Source organism: uncultured Roseobacter sp., assembly GCF_947501835.1.
Taxonomy (GTDB): Bacteria; Pseudomonadota; Alphaproteobacteria; order Rhodobacterales; family Rhodobacteraceae; genus Roseobacter.
In genome coordinates, this window is the sequence record NZ_CANMXR010000011.1 from 157515 (window position 1) to 170970 (window position 13456).

General features: G+C 57.1%; 19 protein-coding genes. 5 read left to right on the plus strand and 14 right to left on the minus strand.

Translation table 11 applies throughout. The features are described from left to right. Nucleotides 1–3: 3 nt before the first annotated feature. The 8 genes from Q1A20_RS20700 to Q1A20_RS20735 form a co-directional block, all read right to left on the minus strand. The gene (locus Q1A20_RS20700) at nt 4–300 is read right to left on the minus strand and encodes a hypothetical protein (protein WP_298975041.1); all 297 of its coding nucleotides are present in this window, start codon (nt 298–300) and stop codon (nt 4–6) included. Between the two features lie 74 nt (nt 301–374). After that, nucleotides 375–788, minus strand: a complete 414-nt coding sequence (locus Q1A20_RS20705) for a hypothetical protein (RefSeq protein WP_298975042.1) — start codon at nt 786–788, stop codon at nt 375–377. Between the two features lie 70 nt (nt 789–858). After that, nucleotides 859–996: a hypothetical protein gene (locus tag Q1A20_RS20710; RefSeq protein ID WP_299410399.1), complete on the minus strand. Its 138-nt coding sequence runs from the start codon at nt 994–996 to the stop codon at nt 859–861. A 174-nt stretch (nt 997–1170) separates the two neighbouring features. Next, nucleotides 1171–2292: an alanine/ornithine racemase family PLP-dependent enzyme gene (locus Q1A20_RS20715; RefSeq protein WP_299410400.1), complete on the minus strand. Its 1122-nt coding sequence runs from the start codon at nt 2290–2292 to the stop codon at nt 1171–1173. Beyond that, nucleotides 2289–3488 carry a DUF1611 domain-containing protein gene (locus Q1A20_RS20720; protein WP_299918472.1) on the minus strand — a complete coding sequence of 400 codons (1200 nt, stop codon included), beginning with the start codon at nt 3486–3488 and terminating at the stop codon, nt 2289–2291. The genes Q1A20_RS20715 and Q1A20_RS20720 overlap by 4 nt, the downstream gene beginning before the upstream one ends. A gap of 88 nt (nt 3489–3576) precedes the next feature. Then, nucleotides 3577–4365, minus strand: coding sequence for a hypothetical protein (locus tag Q1A20_RS20725; RefSeq protein WP_299740991.1), 789 nt, complete (start codon nt 4363–4365; stop codon nt 3577–3579). A gap of 52 nt (nt 4366–4417) precedes the next feature. Next, a complete protein-coding gene (locus Q1A20_RS20730; protein ID WP_298975048.1) occupies nt 4418–4771 on the minus strand; it encodes a hypothetical protein in 354 nt (117 codons plus the stop codon). Beyond that, nucleotides 4768–5082, minus strand: coding sequence for a hypothetical protein (locus Q1A20_RS20735; RefSeq protein WP_298975049.1), 315 nt, complete (start codon nt 5080–5082; stop codon nt 4768–4770). Before Q1A20_RS20735 ends, Q1A20_RS20730 begins: the two co-directional genes overlap by 4 nt. 228 nt (nt 5083–5310) lie before the next feature. On the opposite strand from Q1A20_RS20735, the gene Q1A20_RS20740 reads away from it, so the two are divergent. Together Q1A20_RS20740 and Q1A20_RS20745 are read left to right on the plus strand one after the other, a co-directional pair. Next, on the plus strand, nt 5311–5727 hold the full coding sequence (locus Q1A20_RS20740; RefSeq protein ID WP_298975051.1) for a hypothetical protein: 417 nt from the start codon (nt 5311–5313) through the stop codon (nt 5725–5727). Nucleotides 5728–5896: 169 nt separating this feature from the next. After that, nucleotides 5897–6097 (plus strand): hypothetical protein, encoded by a 201-nt coding sequence (locus Q1A20_RS20745; RefSeq protein ID WP_298975054.1) that lies wholly within the window; start codon nt 5897–5899, stop codon nt 6095–6097. 54 nt (nt 6098–6151) lie between these two features. Here the strand turns inward: Q1A20_RS20745 and Q1A20_RS20750 are convergent, their stop codons facing one another. After that, on the minus strand, nt 6152–6883 hold the full coding sequence (locus Q1A20_RS20750; protein ID WP_298975056.1) for a Crp/Fnr family transcriptional regulator: 732 nt from the start codon (nt 6881–6883) through the stop codon (nt 6152–6154). Between the two features lie 153 nt (nt 6884–7036). Here Q1A20_RS20750 and Q1A20_RS20755 point away from each other — a divergent pair, with 153 nt between their 5' ends. Both Q1A20_RS20755 and Q1A20_RS20760 read left to right on the plus strand, forming a co-directional pair. Beyond that, nucleotides 7037–7273 carry a hypothetical protein gene (locus Q1A20_RS20755; RefSeq protein WP_299296828.1) on the plus strand — a complete coding sequence of 79 codons (237 nt, stop codon included), beginning with the start codon at nt 7037–7039 and terminating at the stop codon, nt 7271–7273. A gap of 444 nt (nt 7274–7717) precedes the next feature. After that, entirely contained in the window at nt 7718–7924 is a 207-nt protein-coding gene (locus Q1A20_RS20760; RefSeq protein WP_299918475.1) for a cold-shock protein, read from the plus strand. Between the two features lie 528 nt (nt 7925–8452). Here Q1A20_RS20760 and Q1A20_RS20765 read toward each other — a convergent pair. Together Q1A20_RS20765 and Q1A20_RS20770 are read right to left on the minus strand one after the other, a co-directional pair. After that, the gene (locus Q1A20_RS20765) at nt 8453–9835 is read right to left on the minus strand and encodes an MFS transporter (RefSeq protein WP_299410411.1); all 1383 of its coding nucleotides are present in this window, start codon (nt 9833–9835) and stop codon (nt 8453–8455) included. Nucleotides 9836–9844: 9 nt separating this feature from the next. Continuing rightward, nucleotides 9845–10492: an NAD(P)-binding domain-containing protein gene (locus tag Q1A20_RS20770; protein WP_299410412.1), complete on the minus strand. Its 648-nt coding sequence runs from the start codon at nt 10490–10492 to the stop codon at nt 9845–9847. Between the two features lie 102 nt (nt 10493–10594). Here Q1A20_RS20770 and Q1A20_RS20775 point away from each other — a divergent pair, with 102 nt between their 5' ends. Then, the gene (locus Q1A20_RS20775; RefSeq protein ID WP_299410414.1) at nt 10595–11521 is read left to right on the plus strand and encodes a LysR family transcriptional regulator; all 927 of its coding nucleotides are present in this window, start codon (nt 10595–10597) and stop codon (nt 11519–11521) included. 143 nt (nt 11522–11664) lie between these two features. On the opposite strand, the gene Q1A20_RS20780 is transcribed toward Q1A20_RS20775, so the two are convergent. The 3 genes from Q1A20_RS20780 to Q1A20_RS20790 are packed head-to-tail and all read right to left on the minus strand — an operon-like array spanning nt 11665 to nt 13186. Continuing rightward, the gene (locus Q1A20_RS20780; RefSeq protein WP_299410415.1) at nt 11665–11973 is read right to left on the minus strand and encodes a hypothetical protein; all 309 of its coding nucleotides are present in this window, start codon (nt 11971–11973) and stop codon (nt 11665–11667) included. Further along, entirely contained in the window at nt 11954–12553 is a 600-nt protein-coding gene (locus Q1A20_RS20785; RefSeq protein ID WP_299740988.1) for an SDR family oxidoreductase, read from the minus strand. The genes Q1A20_RS20780 and Q1A20_RS20785 overlap by 20 nt, the downstream gene beginning before the upstream one ends. 21 nt (nt 12554–12574) lie before the next feature. Continuing rightward, the gene (locus tag Q1A20_RS20790) at nt 12575–13186 is read right to left on the minus strand and encodes a nuclear transport factor 2 family protein (RefSeq protein WP_299410419.1); all 612 of its coding nucleotides are present in this window, start codon (nt 13184–13186) and stop codon (nt 12575–12577) included. Nucleotides 13187–13456 lie beyond the last annotated feature (270 nt).

Consider the following 13456-nt stretch of genomic DNA (forward strand, 5'->3'; position numbering starts at 1 on the left):
GATCTAAGTCGACTGACCGCCGGAGCGAGACCGACCTTTGCTGACGCCTTCGGGCACTGCCGCGCGCCATGCTGTCGTGCCTTTGCATCTTGCACAGATGCGCTGGCCGAACCCTTCGCTCCAAAACGAAGCATTACAACGCAAGCAGAACCGCAGCTTCGGCACATCGCCAAGCGCGCGGCTGGGGTGATCCATCAGGATGTCGTCGACTTTTGCTTGCATCAGATCCTCGCGTTCATTTGATCCCTGAAATTGCGTGTCCGACATCATACGGAAACGCTTGAAGTGCGTGATCGGCACGGCATCCCTTCATTCTCGGCGTCTTGAATGTCCAAACCGTCCCGCGAAGGCTCCAGTTCGGTTCCGGTTTCTGTCTAGGTATCGAGGACATCCTTGTCTGTCTGTCTCGTCCGCGTTCCCGAGTAGAGATGGCGGATTTGAGCCTCGGACACCCCGTCTGCCTGCATGACGAGTTGCACCATCGGATCGGACAGCATTTCTTCGAGAAAGACCTGTGACAGGTCCTTGCCGGACAGTTTGTCTCTCGCACGGGCGCGGTCAAGATCGAGAAGCGACACAGTCAGGCTCCGCGTTAATCCCGGATGGGACAGGCGTGGATGCAGATGGACCACGACGGAGGCCTTCCAGGCCTGAGGGTCCTTGTGATCAGGTGGTGAGGCGAATTCTGTCTCGATATCATACTCTCCGGCGGGAAGCGTTTCGTCCAAGCCGGGAAGTTTGAAAGGCCGGTCAAAAACCGCAATGGTTTTCGCTCTTTGGTCGTCCATTGCGTTTGATCCTTTCAATTGAACAGTTTTCCATGACATCGAGCAAAACCAGCCCTTTCCGGTGCATGCTTCAGGTCTTCTTCGGACCCGGAGAACCCGGTTTCGCAGCAGCGTCCGGCGCCTTGAGTGCCGTTTCTTTTTTCGACGGTTCCGCAGGTTTGGCTTTCAGTATGGCGGCAGCTTTGGTGGTCAGGTCTTTGAAAGACATGCTCTTCATCCTTTTTGGGTTTTCCGCTGGAATTTCCGGGCCTCGATCAGGCACGAGTTCTCGAGTGCGGCTTATCGGTATATGTGTATTGACCGGCCCTTTTACCATGGCGCGGTGTGGGACTAGTCGGCGGGGTATGATCTTCATAGGCCCCGCCGACGACCATTGTGGACGTCATACCAAGGTCAGGAAGGGGTGGGCCTCGCGGTCCTTTGCACTTCCGTTCATCTTTTGCTTGCCATGAACAATCTTGGCGACATCTGGGGCGCTCATCGCCCGCATAAGGGCGCTGTAGTTCATGCCCATTTTCATCTCGGAGCCAACGGGCACAGCGGCTTTGGCTGAGTCGACAACGGTGTGGTCGCTGGTCGCGCCAATAAACGCCGTTCCCGGGGGAAACATAAGACCGCCTGCGTCGGTGTCCTGCTGCCCGACAGCAAGGATGGTTCGGGCTCGGAGGTCATCATTTCGAACCAAATTGAGCATCCCAAGCTCCGGAGCAATTGACATGGTCGGCACCGGGCTTGGTTTGCGGCTTGTTTCGATCACTTCGGCAAAAAGGGTAAAGGCATCCGTATGAAGGCCAGTGATTGGATGCCCTGTCACGGGGTCCGTGCCCAGAAGGATCGCCTCACCCAGACGCAGGTTGTCGACCCGCCCGGTTGAAACGTCGCCAAGCGCCCATGGCAAATTGGCCGAGCCACCTCCTGACACAAGATCTACAACAGGTCCGCAGGCGCCTTCGACTTGGTCGGCCAGGCCCGAGAGCCTGGCTATGTCATCGCTTGTTGGCGCCACGTTGTCCATGCAGGCAAAATTTGCAGCGATGCCTTCGAGAGCAACACCGGGCGTTGCGATGACCCGAGCGGCGAAGTCATTGAGGTTCTCTTGTAAAATGCCTTCGCGCATATCGCCCATTTCGACCATCAGGATGACACCGTGCGACGTACCTTGTTTATTCGCGGCTACGCCCAGCTTCAGGATCGTGGCCATCTCTGTGTTGTAGCTCGTGTCACAAGAATTGATGACGTCTTCCATCTCGCTCAGCAGCGGTGCGCGGATCATTGAAATTGGGCAAGTGATCCCCGCCTGCCGCATCCGAACGACGTTTTTGATGCGCGCGTCTGCAAGACCGGTAACGCCACCTTCCAACATTGCCTCGGCTACGTCAGGATGCCCACACACTGCCTTGGTCACACCGGTGACCGAGATTCGACGAGCGCCAAGACGTCGGACGAGATATCGCGCGTTGGCCTGGATCTTGCCCAGATTAATTTCCACTCGCGGCGAGGTCATTCCGCGGCCGCGAGAGGCACGGGCCGCAACTGCGGAAAGGCGGCCAGGACCATGTCGCTGAGGTGCACTTCCGGCCGAGTCAGCGCGTCCGTCACCGGAACGCCAAGATCCCTTGAAAGACTGTCAATCGCACGATCGACCTCGGCGTCCGTCATCGCCTCGTGATTGATTGTGATACCAATCACCCTTGTGTCAGCAAAAGCTTCGATGAGGGCGATTTCGCTTTTCGGCTCGGGCATCGGCATGGTCGGAAAGTCGCAGCGATGGGCACGCTTGGGCGCATGCTGAAGAACGACGGCTTGCGGCTGGCTGCCGCGCAAAATGAACGCCGATGTGCAAAAGGCTGGATGGCTGAGCGCCCCCTGTCCTTCGATCAGGATGACGTCCGGGTCTTCGCCCTCGGAAGCCGCGACAATCACGCGTTCAAGTTCCCCGCAGCAAAACTGTGGTGGCACGGCGTCCATGGCGATGCCGTATTTTGCGCCCTGCATAAGTCCCGTCTGGCCGGTGCCGACGAGGACGGTCTTGATTCCACGCTCGTTCAGTTCCCTGGCCAGAATGGTCGCTGTCGTCCGCTTGCCAATCGCACAATCCGTTCCCAGCACGGCGATGCGGATGGCCTTCACCTCGGACACGCTTCCGTCAAACAGGCGCATGTCCTTGCTTGGTCGGGGCTTGCGGATATCCCGGATCGTCACGTTGGCCGCGTCGGCAGCACCTCTGATCTCGGGATCGTCACCGAGATATTCGTGCAGGCCACTGACGACGTTCATGCCAAGCGCGATAGCATCCAGCACGACCTCCCGATCTGCCGGTGACATCTTGCCAGTGGAGGGGGCCATCCCATAGATCAAAGTGTCGGGGATATTTACCTCTCGCGTAACCGCAGCCTCGAGGTCTTCGACGACCGGGATGCCGTTGCGCACATTGTCCAGCACCTGCCCGCTGTCGCGCCCATCAAGTTTGCTGTCTATGACCGAAAGAATGCGGTAGGCTTGGCTGTGACGGACAAGCCCGTTTCCGGTCTTGCCGTCGATCTGTCCGAAGTTCCCCTCACAATAGACAACCGCTGTGGGCACCCCTTTTGTTTCAGCCTTTTTGGCAAGAGTTCGGCGGGTTGAGGGCACATCGGGTGGGGCTTGCGGCCCCATCGTTGACAGCCTTGTCGTCGGTTTTTCTGGATTGCCAGAGTCCATGATTATTCCTTTGCCAAGCGGGTTCTTCCGGGTCGGAACACACAAGGCGTTCTGGCCGGTAGCCGCGTTTCAATTTAGATTGCGGGCGCTAGTCGTTCAGGATGCAACGCCCTTGCGAGCGCTGGAAATTCCTATGGCACTCCCACCGGTTTCCCGATCTGTCGAGATGCGCATTCTCAGGGAGGTCAATCTCAGTGCAGCCATCGTCAGACTCTGCAAAGCCGCGATTGCACTTCCAGCCTGGGCCATAGTTTGCATCGTCGAAATAGGCATTCTCCGGAACGACAACGGCCTCACAGATGTCATCGCGTTCGAAGTAACCCCGCTCACATGTCCATGGCTGCCCGTATCCGGCTCCGTTCAGAAAGGCATTCTTGGGAACGGCAATGGCAATGCATGTGTCGCCGTCAATTTCGTACCCCCGGTTACATTGCCAAGCAGACCCATATGTGTTGTCTGCAAGATAAGCATTTGGGGGTAAATCGATCTCCAGGCAGAGGTCGTCGACCTTCATGTACCGACGAAAGCAGCTCCAGCTCTTGCCCGACGGGTCGAGATATCCGCCATCGGGCACGACGACCTCAAGACAGGTCGCTTCATTGACCTCCTGGAACCCGTGCAGGCACTCCCAACCTGCGCCATAGGTTCGGTTCGTCGCATAGGCGTTCTCCGGAACGATGATGGCAAGGCAGGCATCGCCGTCACGCCGGTACCCACGATCACACTCCCATCCGTCGCCATAGCTTTTGGGCTGCGCATTGACGGGCATCGGGGCAGACTGAGATTGGGCGAAAGACGGCGATCCGATTGCGATGAGCGTGACGAATGCGAGCGCGAGGAGTTCCGCGGAAGCCATTGCAGAGTGGAACGATACCATTGCAAGCACGCCTGCGATGCCTTTTGACGAAACAGGCGACAGTTGGAGGCTACTACGATGCATCAAGCTCGAGACCTTCGATGCATGCCTGCGCCAGATCTCGGTTCGGGCCATCCGATCCGGGCATCGTCGCCCAGCCTGTTTCCATGACAGCATCGCGCCGCTTGAACGAGGACGCCTCGCGGATTGTTGCGAGCTTTGCCATGCGTTCATTGTCGGCGCGGGACATGTCGAGGCAGAAGGGCACAAGCGCCGCGATCACTTCTTCCTGCACCATCTTATTGGCCATCTCCTCCGCGCCGCCTCCGGTCATCCATCCGCCCCAGGAAAATCCAACGATGCCGACGAACGCCACGCCAAGGAGCGCGCCGTAAATGCCGGGTTTCAGCCATTCGGGTGTGGTCATGTCGTGCCCTCCTGCGGAGAAAGCGCCGCTTCGCTGTCATTGGTGGTTTCGGAGAAGGCCCGATCACATGCGATGGCATGTTCCAGATCCTCCTGTGTGATCACTTGCATCGTCGTTTGACCCGCATTGCTCCCGCGCCCTTGGACCATCAGATATGTTGCGGTGCGCCGGTAAGCCTCGAAACTTATGCCTTGTAGAAGCTCTTCCTCGACAAGGATTTCATACGTTCCGGCCGGAAACTGTCGCTGGCTGTCGCCAATCATGAAGTCGTTGGAAAACGTCACCATTGATCTGGTCGAACGCGTGAGCATCCCAGGTCTCCATTGAACAGAATGTTGAACTTTCCGCAGCCGCCATTATGGCCCGCGTCGTCGCAGCAAAGCGGTTGAATAGACACTATCCGAACTTTCGGTGTGTGATGCTGATCGAGGTTAGCCCCAGTCGGTTTCTTGGCTGTCAAGGTGAGAGGCAAAGCCGTCGCGCGGCTCCAGACACCTGCGCGCAAGTCTTCGCATCCACCGCACGCCGAAAGGAAATCCATGTCCGCCTCAGACGTCCTTCATCCGGATGGCAGCGACTACGATGCCTTCCTCTTCGCGGAATTGGGCGAGGACAAAACTGGTGCAGCCGTCACGGTCTTGTCAGCGCTTGCGCGCCTTGACCTCGAGCCTTGGACCGAAGCGCGTGAGCTTGCTGGTCTGGGCCGGGAGGACGCGAAAGTACGATTGACTACGCATTTTGAAGCGATTACCGACATTCCGGCGCTGGCTCTGGCAAGCGAGGGCAGAGCGGCAAAGCTGATTTCATTGCTGCCAAAGCGCGCGCCGCTTCGCGTTTCGAAATCGCTCGAAGCAGGCACCAACAATTCTCCAAAAATATCAATCTCCTGGACAATGATGGCCCTCGTTGGAGTCGCGGTTCTAACGTGGGTCTACTATCTGGCTCAGGCGGGCTAACCTACGTCAGTGCTTAGACGCAGAGAATCCGGATAGGTGATCCTGTCCACCGAATGTCATGGTGGTTTTTTCCGAGTAGCTCAGAGGCGCGGGGCACATGCAGTTCCTCCAAAGAACTGTATGAATTCTGCGCCTCTTATTTTCGGACCGTCCAGGAAAGGACAATTCCATGAGTGAAGAAAACCAAACTGAGGAAAACCAGACCGTGAAACACATGGCTTCCGTCAAGGCTGCCTGGGACAAGGCACCCGAAGGCCCCAAGAAGGCCGCAGCGCTGAAGCACTATCAGGCCGCTGAAAAGGCCCATGAAGCCGAAAACGACGAAGAGGCCCACAACGAGCTCAAGCAAGCGAGCCGCGCACTGATGTAATGTCGGTATGCCTTTGAAGAGACGACAGGGCCGCCCAAACTTAGGGCGGCTTTTTCACGGCAAAAGAGGCCGCGACTGATCAAGATAGGCCGGATCGAAATCCGCCAATGCAACCAGCCCCTCGTAGTCATCGAAGGTGACCAGCCCGCCCTGAAACGTGACGAGTCCGCGTTCGCGGAGCTTACGAAGGACGCGGTTGACGTGGATGGCACTTAACCCCAACGCATCTGCCAGATGATACTGTGTGAGCGGACAGGCGTAGCCTTCCCTGCTCCCTAATCCGACGAGTGACAGTCTCACGCCAAGCTCCAGCAGAAAATGCGCCATGCGCGCATCCGCATCGCGCCGCCCGAGCCCAACAAGATGCTCGACAACCATCGCTTCGTCGCGCGACACGGCCCAGAGAATAGCCGTAGCCAGCCGTGGTGTCTCTGCGAAGGCTTGCAGAAGATCGCTCACCAGAACCTCCGCCGCCTCGATATCGACGATTGGTTCGATCCCATGATCGGATGTGTGCAACAGGACGCTGCGCAGCCCCAAAAAGTCCCCCGGTATCTGGAAATCAACGATCTGCCGCGACCCGTCAGCCTGGATCTTGTAAGAAACGACCCAACCTGCCGCCAGGATGTAAGCAGCCTGTTCCAATTGACCCTGGTGAACCAAGTCTCGCCCTGAAGAGAAAGACTTCCTCCGCTGATGCAAGCGCTCCAGAACGACCAGTTCCGTCTCCGAAAGAGCAACAAACGCAGAGAGCTTTTGGGTAAGTGGGCTGGCTTTGATGTTCATTACCGGTCCCTCCCGAACCGCGCATACTCCCGTAAGAAATCGGCGCTGCGACTGCTTTCGATCAGTACGGACTACCTAAATTATTGAGATGTTCGTCAATACTATCACGACCTCGCCCGGTTGCGTGGCAAGAAAGGAAGAGGATTGTCCCCAATGTCAGATCAACGAGACCCTTCAGGGATGGCCGCCTTCTCCATTTGCGAGGCCCTCCTACTTGCCCTGCAAGATCGCAAGCTGCTGCCGGAAGGCGAGATTCTGGGAATTCTTCGGGATGCGGCAGCGACCCACGAGAATGCCAGAGGTCCAGAAACCGAACAAGAAATGCATATGGCAACCGCCAAACTGATCAATGAGATCATCGTTGGCGGTAACCTTTCGCGGCGCCCGTAGCGTCAACCCTCATAAGCTGAACACGAGCGAAGCCTATTTGCTTAGTCGCACCTTTCAACCCATCTACGGATCAGTCGCTTCGGTCTTTGAGTCCGGAGGGTGGTCGGTAGACGTCTGCGATTTCGTATCTTCTTCTTGCGAGGCCTTTTTGTCGGTGGCCTCTTTCTTCGCCAAATCGTTGAACAACATTCTGGCTTTCCTTTTCTGGCTGCCAGGGTATCCAGCAGCTTGTGAGCTATAGGGGATCGATGCTCTCTTGGAAAGGAAACATCAGCCGAAGCACCGCGTGCACCTTGTAACACTATTGGGGAGATACCACGTTTGTTATGCTACTGACCTACATTCGAACCCCTGTTTTCCTTTGCCGGCTCTCAGCGCTCGACACTGTCGTGAGAAGCCGGGTTGCCGCATATCGTGGGCAGCGATCAAACAAGGAAAATTCACATGGCCAATGGCACAGTGAAATGGTTCAACGCCGCAAAAGGCTTCGGCTTCATCGCACCTGAGACTGGTGGAAAGGATGTGTTTCTGCACATCTCCGCACTCGAGAACTCTGGGATGACCACCTTGAACGACGATCAGAAGGTGACCTTCGATGTGGAGGCCGGCCGCGACGGCCGTGAAAGCGCAGCCAACATCGCGCTCGCCTGATCTTTGCAAGTGGGCGCTCCTTTGGAGCGCCCTATCGCCCGACGGCCACTTGTTTTTTAGTTTTCTTCCACCGACTAACGCAGCAGTTCCATTGCCCGGATCGGTAACCGCCGAACTGGCGCTGCGACTTGCCATCCTCAGGAGACCAGCCGATGTCAGACTACACAGCGCCAAACAGATCAGATGCGGGACGTGGCGTCTTCAAGGGTATGTCGAAGAAATCGAAGGCCAAGGAGACCAAGAAAGAATCCGGTATGTCGATCCACGTGGGCGAGTATGGCAGATATCAGATCAAGTCCGGTCGTCTCGCCGGCGCATACGGCGCTCGCGCCTTTGCCAAGCCACCCACGAAGGCGCGCGGTTCGATTGCCGAGGCGGCGGGTGAGACCGAAGAAGCTGCGATCATCGCATTGCATTCCGCCATTGATCAGCGCGAAGTCCGTAGGGCCGAAGACTCGCAGCCGTCGATATCGGGAGGCTTTGTTCCAAGCTACGGCTTGATGGTCCAGGTTCATCCAAGAAGCGGTGCTACTCAGATACTCTGCTATGCCGCGAACGCGCACAAAAGATCACAGTTCCGATCAGGGCCAAGACGACAGAAACGGCATAGCCGCCAACGCCAGGCACAACGGTATCGGCAATCACCGTCAGAGCGATCCCCAGAACCCCGCCAATTTGCAGCAGTGTTTGTTGAAGGCCCGCCGCGACACCCTGATCTTTGGCTTCAACGCCTCGAACAGCCTCTATGGCCAGAGGCGCATAGGCCAATCCCATTCCGATACCACCTGCAAGGGTCGCGGCACCTGCAAGGGTCAATACGTCTGCGTCTTGACCGGCACTGGACAGAATGATCGCCGCCGCTGCAATCATTGTGAGGCCAGCCGCGCCCACAAATCTGAGATCAAACAATTGCAGCAGCCGTGGCGTGACAACCTGAGCCACCACAACACAGAGCAGGCCCATCGGAAGCAAGACCAGCCCTGCATCCAATGCGGATAGGCCATGCTGCACACTGAGCGCCATATTCACCAGGATATTCAACCCGAAGAAAGCTCCCAGCAAAGTCAACGACGCAAGGTTTGCCATTCGTAAAGTGGGCAGAGCGAACAGAGACAAAGGTAAGAGCGGCGACGGGTGGCCTCGCTCGAATGCCACGAATAGAACGCCGATCAAGACAGCTGTCAGGCCGAGACCGATTTCAATGTGTGTCACGCCATGTTCGGCGGTGAGGGTAAGCGCCAGTGTGATCAATGACAGCGCTGTCACCACCATGAATGCGCCAATCCAATCCAGTTTCTGGACGGCGGCCCTGCGAATGGAGGGAATGATAAACAGGCCCAATGCAAAGATGATCATGGCTACTGGCAGGTTGAGGCCGAAGGACCACCGCCACCCGAGGTATTCGATAACAGCGCCACCAATGACAAGCCCTGCGGAAAACCCGGCTGCTCCGGCCGCATTGAATGTGCTCAGCGCCTGATCCCGTTTCGGGCCGTCGGGGAACGCTTCTGTCAGAATCGACATGGCGGCGGGTATCATGAACGCAGCGGCTGCACCTTGCAGTCCCCGTGCGACGAACAACAGCGTCAGCGACGGTGCTGCGGCCACCGCCCCTCCCGCCAGGCCAAACAGGACGACAGCTGAAAGAAAAACCGTCCGCCGCCCGTAAAGATCAGCGAAACGCCCGCCCAGCAACAACAGACCCGCAAAGCCGATGATAAAGGCCCCGTGCGTCCATTGCAGAGAGGCGAGCGACACGCCCAAGTCCTGATGCATGCGCGGGATGGCAATCGCGGTGATCGAAATTGTCATGGCTTCAAGGAACAGGGCAGCTGAGACGATGGGTGTCAGCCCCCGGTGTACACCCGATCCAAGTGATGCATCAGGGGCTGTTGTTTCTGCAAATGCCATGATCGCTTCCTATGCCGCTTTGCGGGTGCGGAATGTGTCGATCCGCGCCCTCATCTCGTCCGCTGAGAGAACGACGTTCCAGATCGGGCTTTGTGGGTCGAGCGCGGCGGAGGCTTCCAGGTCGCCGATGTCGACCGGTACCAATCCAGCCTCCCGGACGAGTGTGCCGACAATCTTGCGATCCGCTTCAACGTCGGCTGCGAGTGGCATCGCTACCGATGGGGTGTCGACGTCCGAATGTTGTTCGACGTGGCCGGTCCAAAGTGAGGTGAAGCTTTTTGCGACGCGCGCCCCGGGCAGTTTGGATTGCATGACAAGGCCTGCGACTTCATTCTCAGGAATTGTCCGTTCGAGGCTGCCATCGGGTTTGAAGGTCAGAGGGTTGGTCGCGTCAATTACCAGTTTGCCTGCAGCCCGGTCACGGATGGCAGTGGTGACATCGTCGACACTCGGATAGTTCACAGCCAGCAGGATGACATCGCCAAAGGCTACCGCCTGATCCGGATCACCGAAATAGGCGCGATCCCCAAGCCCTTCTGCGAAGGGCCGGAGTTTACCGGGATTGCGGGAACTGATGAATATCTCATGCCCGGCTTGATGCCAAAGACGGCCATAAAGGCGTCCGATACTGCCGCCACCAATAATTCCGATTTTCATTCCATCTCTCCTTTTGCGGTTTGTCTGTTGGTGAATTAATGATATTCACTCCGCAAACGTAGATAAATTGGCTCTGAAAGAACCCAGAATGCACTTTCACTCATGAATGGATTGCCACCTCTCAGCTCTATCACCGCCTTTGTGCAAGTGGCGTTGCATGGCGCCTTCAATGAAGCGGCGCGGAGCTTGGATCTGTCACCCTCTGCTACATCGAAAGCAGTGACACGCCTGGAGGATCATCTGGGCGTCAAACTTCTGCATCGCACAACCCGCAGTGTCAGCCTGACCCCCGAGGGCGAGCGTTATCTGGAAGGGGCGAGGCGGCTGCTGGACGAGTTTCGCGGGCTCGACGAGGAGATTTCTTCAAATACCTCAGCGCCGCGTGGGCGGCTGACGGTGAATGCGCCTGCGGCCTTGGCGCGCATTTGGCTGTCGCGTATCTTACCGATCTTTCATGCCAAGTTTCCGCAGGTTCAGGTCGAACTGGTGCTGGATGACAAGACGGTGGATCTTGCAGCAGAGGCCGTTGACGTGGTCATACGCTCGGGCAGTCTTGCCGACAGCGTAAATCTCGTCGCAAAGAAGCTCTATGAAGGGAGGCTGTATGTCTGCGCGACGCCCGAGTATTGGGGTGCAAACGGCAGGCCCGATCACCCGGAACAACTGGCTTCACACAAATGTCTGAACTTTCGCGCAGCACAGACCGGCAGATTGTTCCCGTGGGTATTCTCGGTTGAAGGTGAAGCGCGCAGCATGACGTTTGAAGGCCCGCTGACAACAAATGATGGCGAGACTGTTGCCCGCGCGGCTCAGGCCGGATTGGGGGTCGCTCAATTGCCCGGCTATATGGCCGCAGCCGCACTACGCCAGGGTCATCTGGAGAAGGTGTTGGAAGAATTTGCTCCGCCACCAACCCCGATGACAGCCCTTTACCTGGACCGTCGTCTCGTCTCACCCAAAATCCGAGCGTTTGTCGATTTTCTCGTCGATTCAGTCCGCGATGAGCGTAATGAGCGCATGTTAGGCTGATCGGCGCCTTCGCTCGTTGGTCAAGAGGGATACTTTGATGCTCCTGACCAACGTTGATTTTTGTCAGCCAGTAAAACTGGCAGGCATTTAGCCAGCTTGTGCAGAAGTTGCGATCGCGGCTTGCTGCTGGGGTCAGGACCCGTTTAGGCTTCAGGCGCTGTGGAGGGTGCAAACAGATTGATATGATCGCGAGCGAAGTCTTCAAATGTTTTCAATGGGTGCCCTAGTAGCCTCTCTGCGTCCGGCCGGGCATCGCCGTAAGCACCGGTGCTGAACAAAGCCTGAATTTCAGCAAGCGCCGTTGCGGACCAATCCGGCATACCCTGTTGGCGCATCGCACTTTCGGCCGCATCCCGGCTGATGGGAACGTAAGTGACGGGCTTCCCCCGCAGATCGCCGATTGCGCGGGCGACATCATAGAACGTCAGACCCTCAGGACCGGTCAGATCCATAGGATTTGCCGACATGCCCATCCTCGATCATGATGTTCACAACGATGTCCGCAATGTCACGCACATCGATTGTGCTCTGTGCAGCGTCAGCCAGTGGCAGATAGAACTGGTCCGTCTGAGCAACGCTTTGTGCCTGCCACAGCATATTTTGATGAAACGAATTTGGACGGATGATTGTGAACGGCACCCCGCTCTCACGGAGCAGGTCGTCGCTGGCCCCATGCTCGCGCATGATCTCTGACGGGGATGAAGCCGACGCGCCGAGGCCAGAAAACTTCACGAGCTGCGAGACATTCGCCTCGCGCGCCGCCGCATAGACATTCTTGAAAAGCTCCACAGTGTTTGGCTGAACGGCGGTCACGACGAATGCCTTGTCGACACCGGCAAAGGCGCGCCGCAAACTTTCCGGTTGTGTCAGATCGCCCTCAACAAGCTCCACGCTTGTCGAAAAGACACGCCGCGCGGCGTCACGATTGCGGACAAGCGCTCTGACTGGAATGTTCTTCTTTTCCAGGCTATCGACGACTGAACGACCGTTTGTTCCTGTCGCTCCGATGATGAGAAATGGTGACTGAGACATTTTTCCGATCCTTGTCGCTTGTCACTGAGATGAGTCTGAGGCTATGGCTCCGCTGGCCTGCAGGCGCAGACCCGGGTCTTCTAATACGGCGGCTGTAACAGCGAATTGGTCGTAGATTCGGTGCTTGATCCGCCATCGACCGCCCTCTTTGACCAGCGCGTCACGCACGACACCCATTGCCAGAATACGCGGCAATGCTGGAGCTGCTTCTTCATTGGCGGCGTGCGCTTCGACCACCATGACATAGCTGAGGGCTTCGGCAGCATCCGGGCCAACCTGCCGTGTCACGATGTTGAGTGCGACGTGACGGTAGCGATCAAAAGCCGTTGGATTGTCCAGAACCCACTGACTAAATTCTTCATCGCCGACAACCTGACCGTAGAGCGTATGATCCTGGACAAAGTCATCGGTGACCAGATTTGCCAGTGCCGCTGCATTGCGGGAATCTTCTGCGAGATAGACCCGCGTCACAACTTCATGAACGGCAATTGCGTCGGCACCACTCAGCGGTGTTGCAAGGGCCGGATCAACCAGCGGTGCCGGCAGTTGCGTTTCCAGCGGAAAGCTCTGCGCAAAGAGCGGGGCAGTTGATGTGGCAAATAGCGTTGCGGCTAGTAGTGCTGATCGAAACATCTAGTTACTCCTTTTGTGACCTGCAATGAACATAATCCCAAGAGTGTTGGAGAAAAATTGATGTCGATGGGCTTCAGTATTTCCTTTTTGTCCGCACACTGTCAGTTCGACCGCCGCTAGATATAGCGCTCGCAGCGAAAGTCCGGTTCGGTGAAGCTGCGACTGCAGCATCATAGCTGGGCGTTGAATGTCTGCTTCTCTAATTGGGCGTTTGGGTCAAGCTCGTTTTCCTTCTTTGTTTGGGGCCGTTGTCGCTCATCCGGGTCACGC

What these genes read in the sequence shown, in the direction of transcription:
- Q1A20_RS20715 (WP_299410400.1), bottom strand. Translation starts at nt 2,292, where the DNA reads ATGACCTCGCCGCGAGTGGAAATTAATCTGGGCAAGATCCAGGCCAAC.
- Q1A20_RS20745 (WP_298975054.1), top strand. Translation starts at nt 5,897, where the DNA reads ATGAGTGAAGAAAACCAAACTGAGGAAAACCAGACCGTGAAACACATG.
- Q1A20_RS20705 (WP_298975042.1), bottom strand. Translation starts at nt 788, where the DNA reads ATGGACGACCAAAGAGCGAAAACCATTGCGGTTTTTGACCGGCCTTTC.
- Q1A20_RS20755 (WP_299296828.1), top strand. Translation starts at nt 7,037, where the DNA reads ATGTCAGATCAACGAGACCCTTCAGGGATGGCCGCCTTCTCCATTTGC.
- Q1A20_RS20720 (WP_299918472.1), bottom strand. Translation starts at nt 3,488, where the DNA reads ATGGACTCTGGCAATCCAGAAAAACCGACGACAAGGCTGTCAACGATG.
- Q1A20_RS20750 (WP_298975056.1), bottom strand. Translation starts at nt 6,883, where the DNA reads ATGAACATCAAAGCCAGCCCACTTACCCAAAAGCTCTCTGCGTTTGTT.
- Q1A20_RS20735 (WP_298975049.1), bottom strand. Translation starts at nt 5,082, where the DNA reads ATGCTCACGCGTTCGACCAGATCAATGGTGACGTTTTCCAACGACTTC.
- Q1A20_RS20730 (WP_298975048.1), bottom strand. Translation starts at nt 4,771, where the DNA reads ATGACCACACCCGAATGGCTGAAACCCGGCATTTACGGCGCGCTCCTT.
- Q1A20_RS20790 (WP_299410419.1), bottom strand. Translation starts at nt 13,186, where the DNA reads ATGTTTCGATCAGCACTACTAGCCGCAACGCTATTTGCCACATCAACT.
- Q1A20_RS20760 (WP_299918475.1), top strand. Translation starts at nt 7,718, where the DNA reads ATGGCCAATGGCACAGTGAAATGGTTCAACGCCGCAAAAGGCTTCGGC.
- Q1A20_RS20725 (WP_299740991.1), bottom strand. Translation starts at nt 4,365, where the DNA reads ATGGTATCGTTCCACTCTGCAATGGCTTCCGCGGAACTCCTCGCGCTC.
- Q1A20_RS20780 (WP_299410415.1), bottom strand. Translation starts at nt 11,973, where the DNA reads ATGGATCTGACCGGTCCTGAGGGTCTGACGTTCTATGATGTCGCCCGC.
- Q1A20_RS20785 (WP_299740988.1), bottom strand. Translation starts at nt 12,553, where the DNA reads ATGTCTCAGTCACCATTTCTCATCATCGGAGCGACAGGAACAAACGGT.
- Q1A20_RS20765 (WP_299410411.1), bottom strand. Translation starts at nt 9,835, where the DNA reads ATGGCATTTGCAGAAACAACAGCCCCTGATGCATCACTTGGATCGGGT.
- Q1A20_RS20775 (WP_299410414.1), top strand. Translation starts at nt 10,595, where the DNA reads ATGAATGGATTGCCACCTCTCAGCTCTATCACCGCCTTTGTGCAAGTG.
- Q1A20_RS20740 (WP_298975051.1), top strand. Translation starts at nt 5,311, where the DNA reads ATGTCCGCCTCAGACGTCCTTCATCCGGATGGCAGCGACTACGATGCC.
- Q1A20_RS20710 (WP_299410399.1), bottom strand. Translation starts at nt 996, where the DNA reads ATGTCTTTCAAAGACCTGACCACCAAAGCTGCCGCCATACTGAAAGCC.
- Q1A20_RS20770 (WP_299410412.1), bottom strand. Translation starts at nt 10,492, where the DNA reads ATGAAAATCGGAATTATTGGTGGCGGCAGTATCGGACGCCTTTATGGC.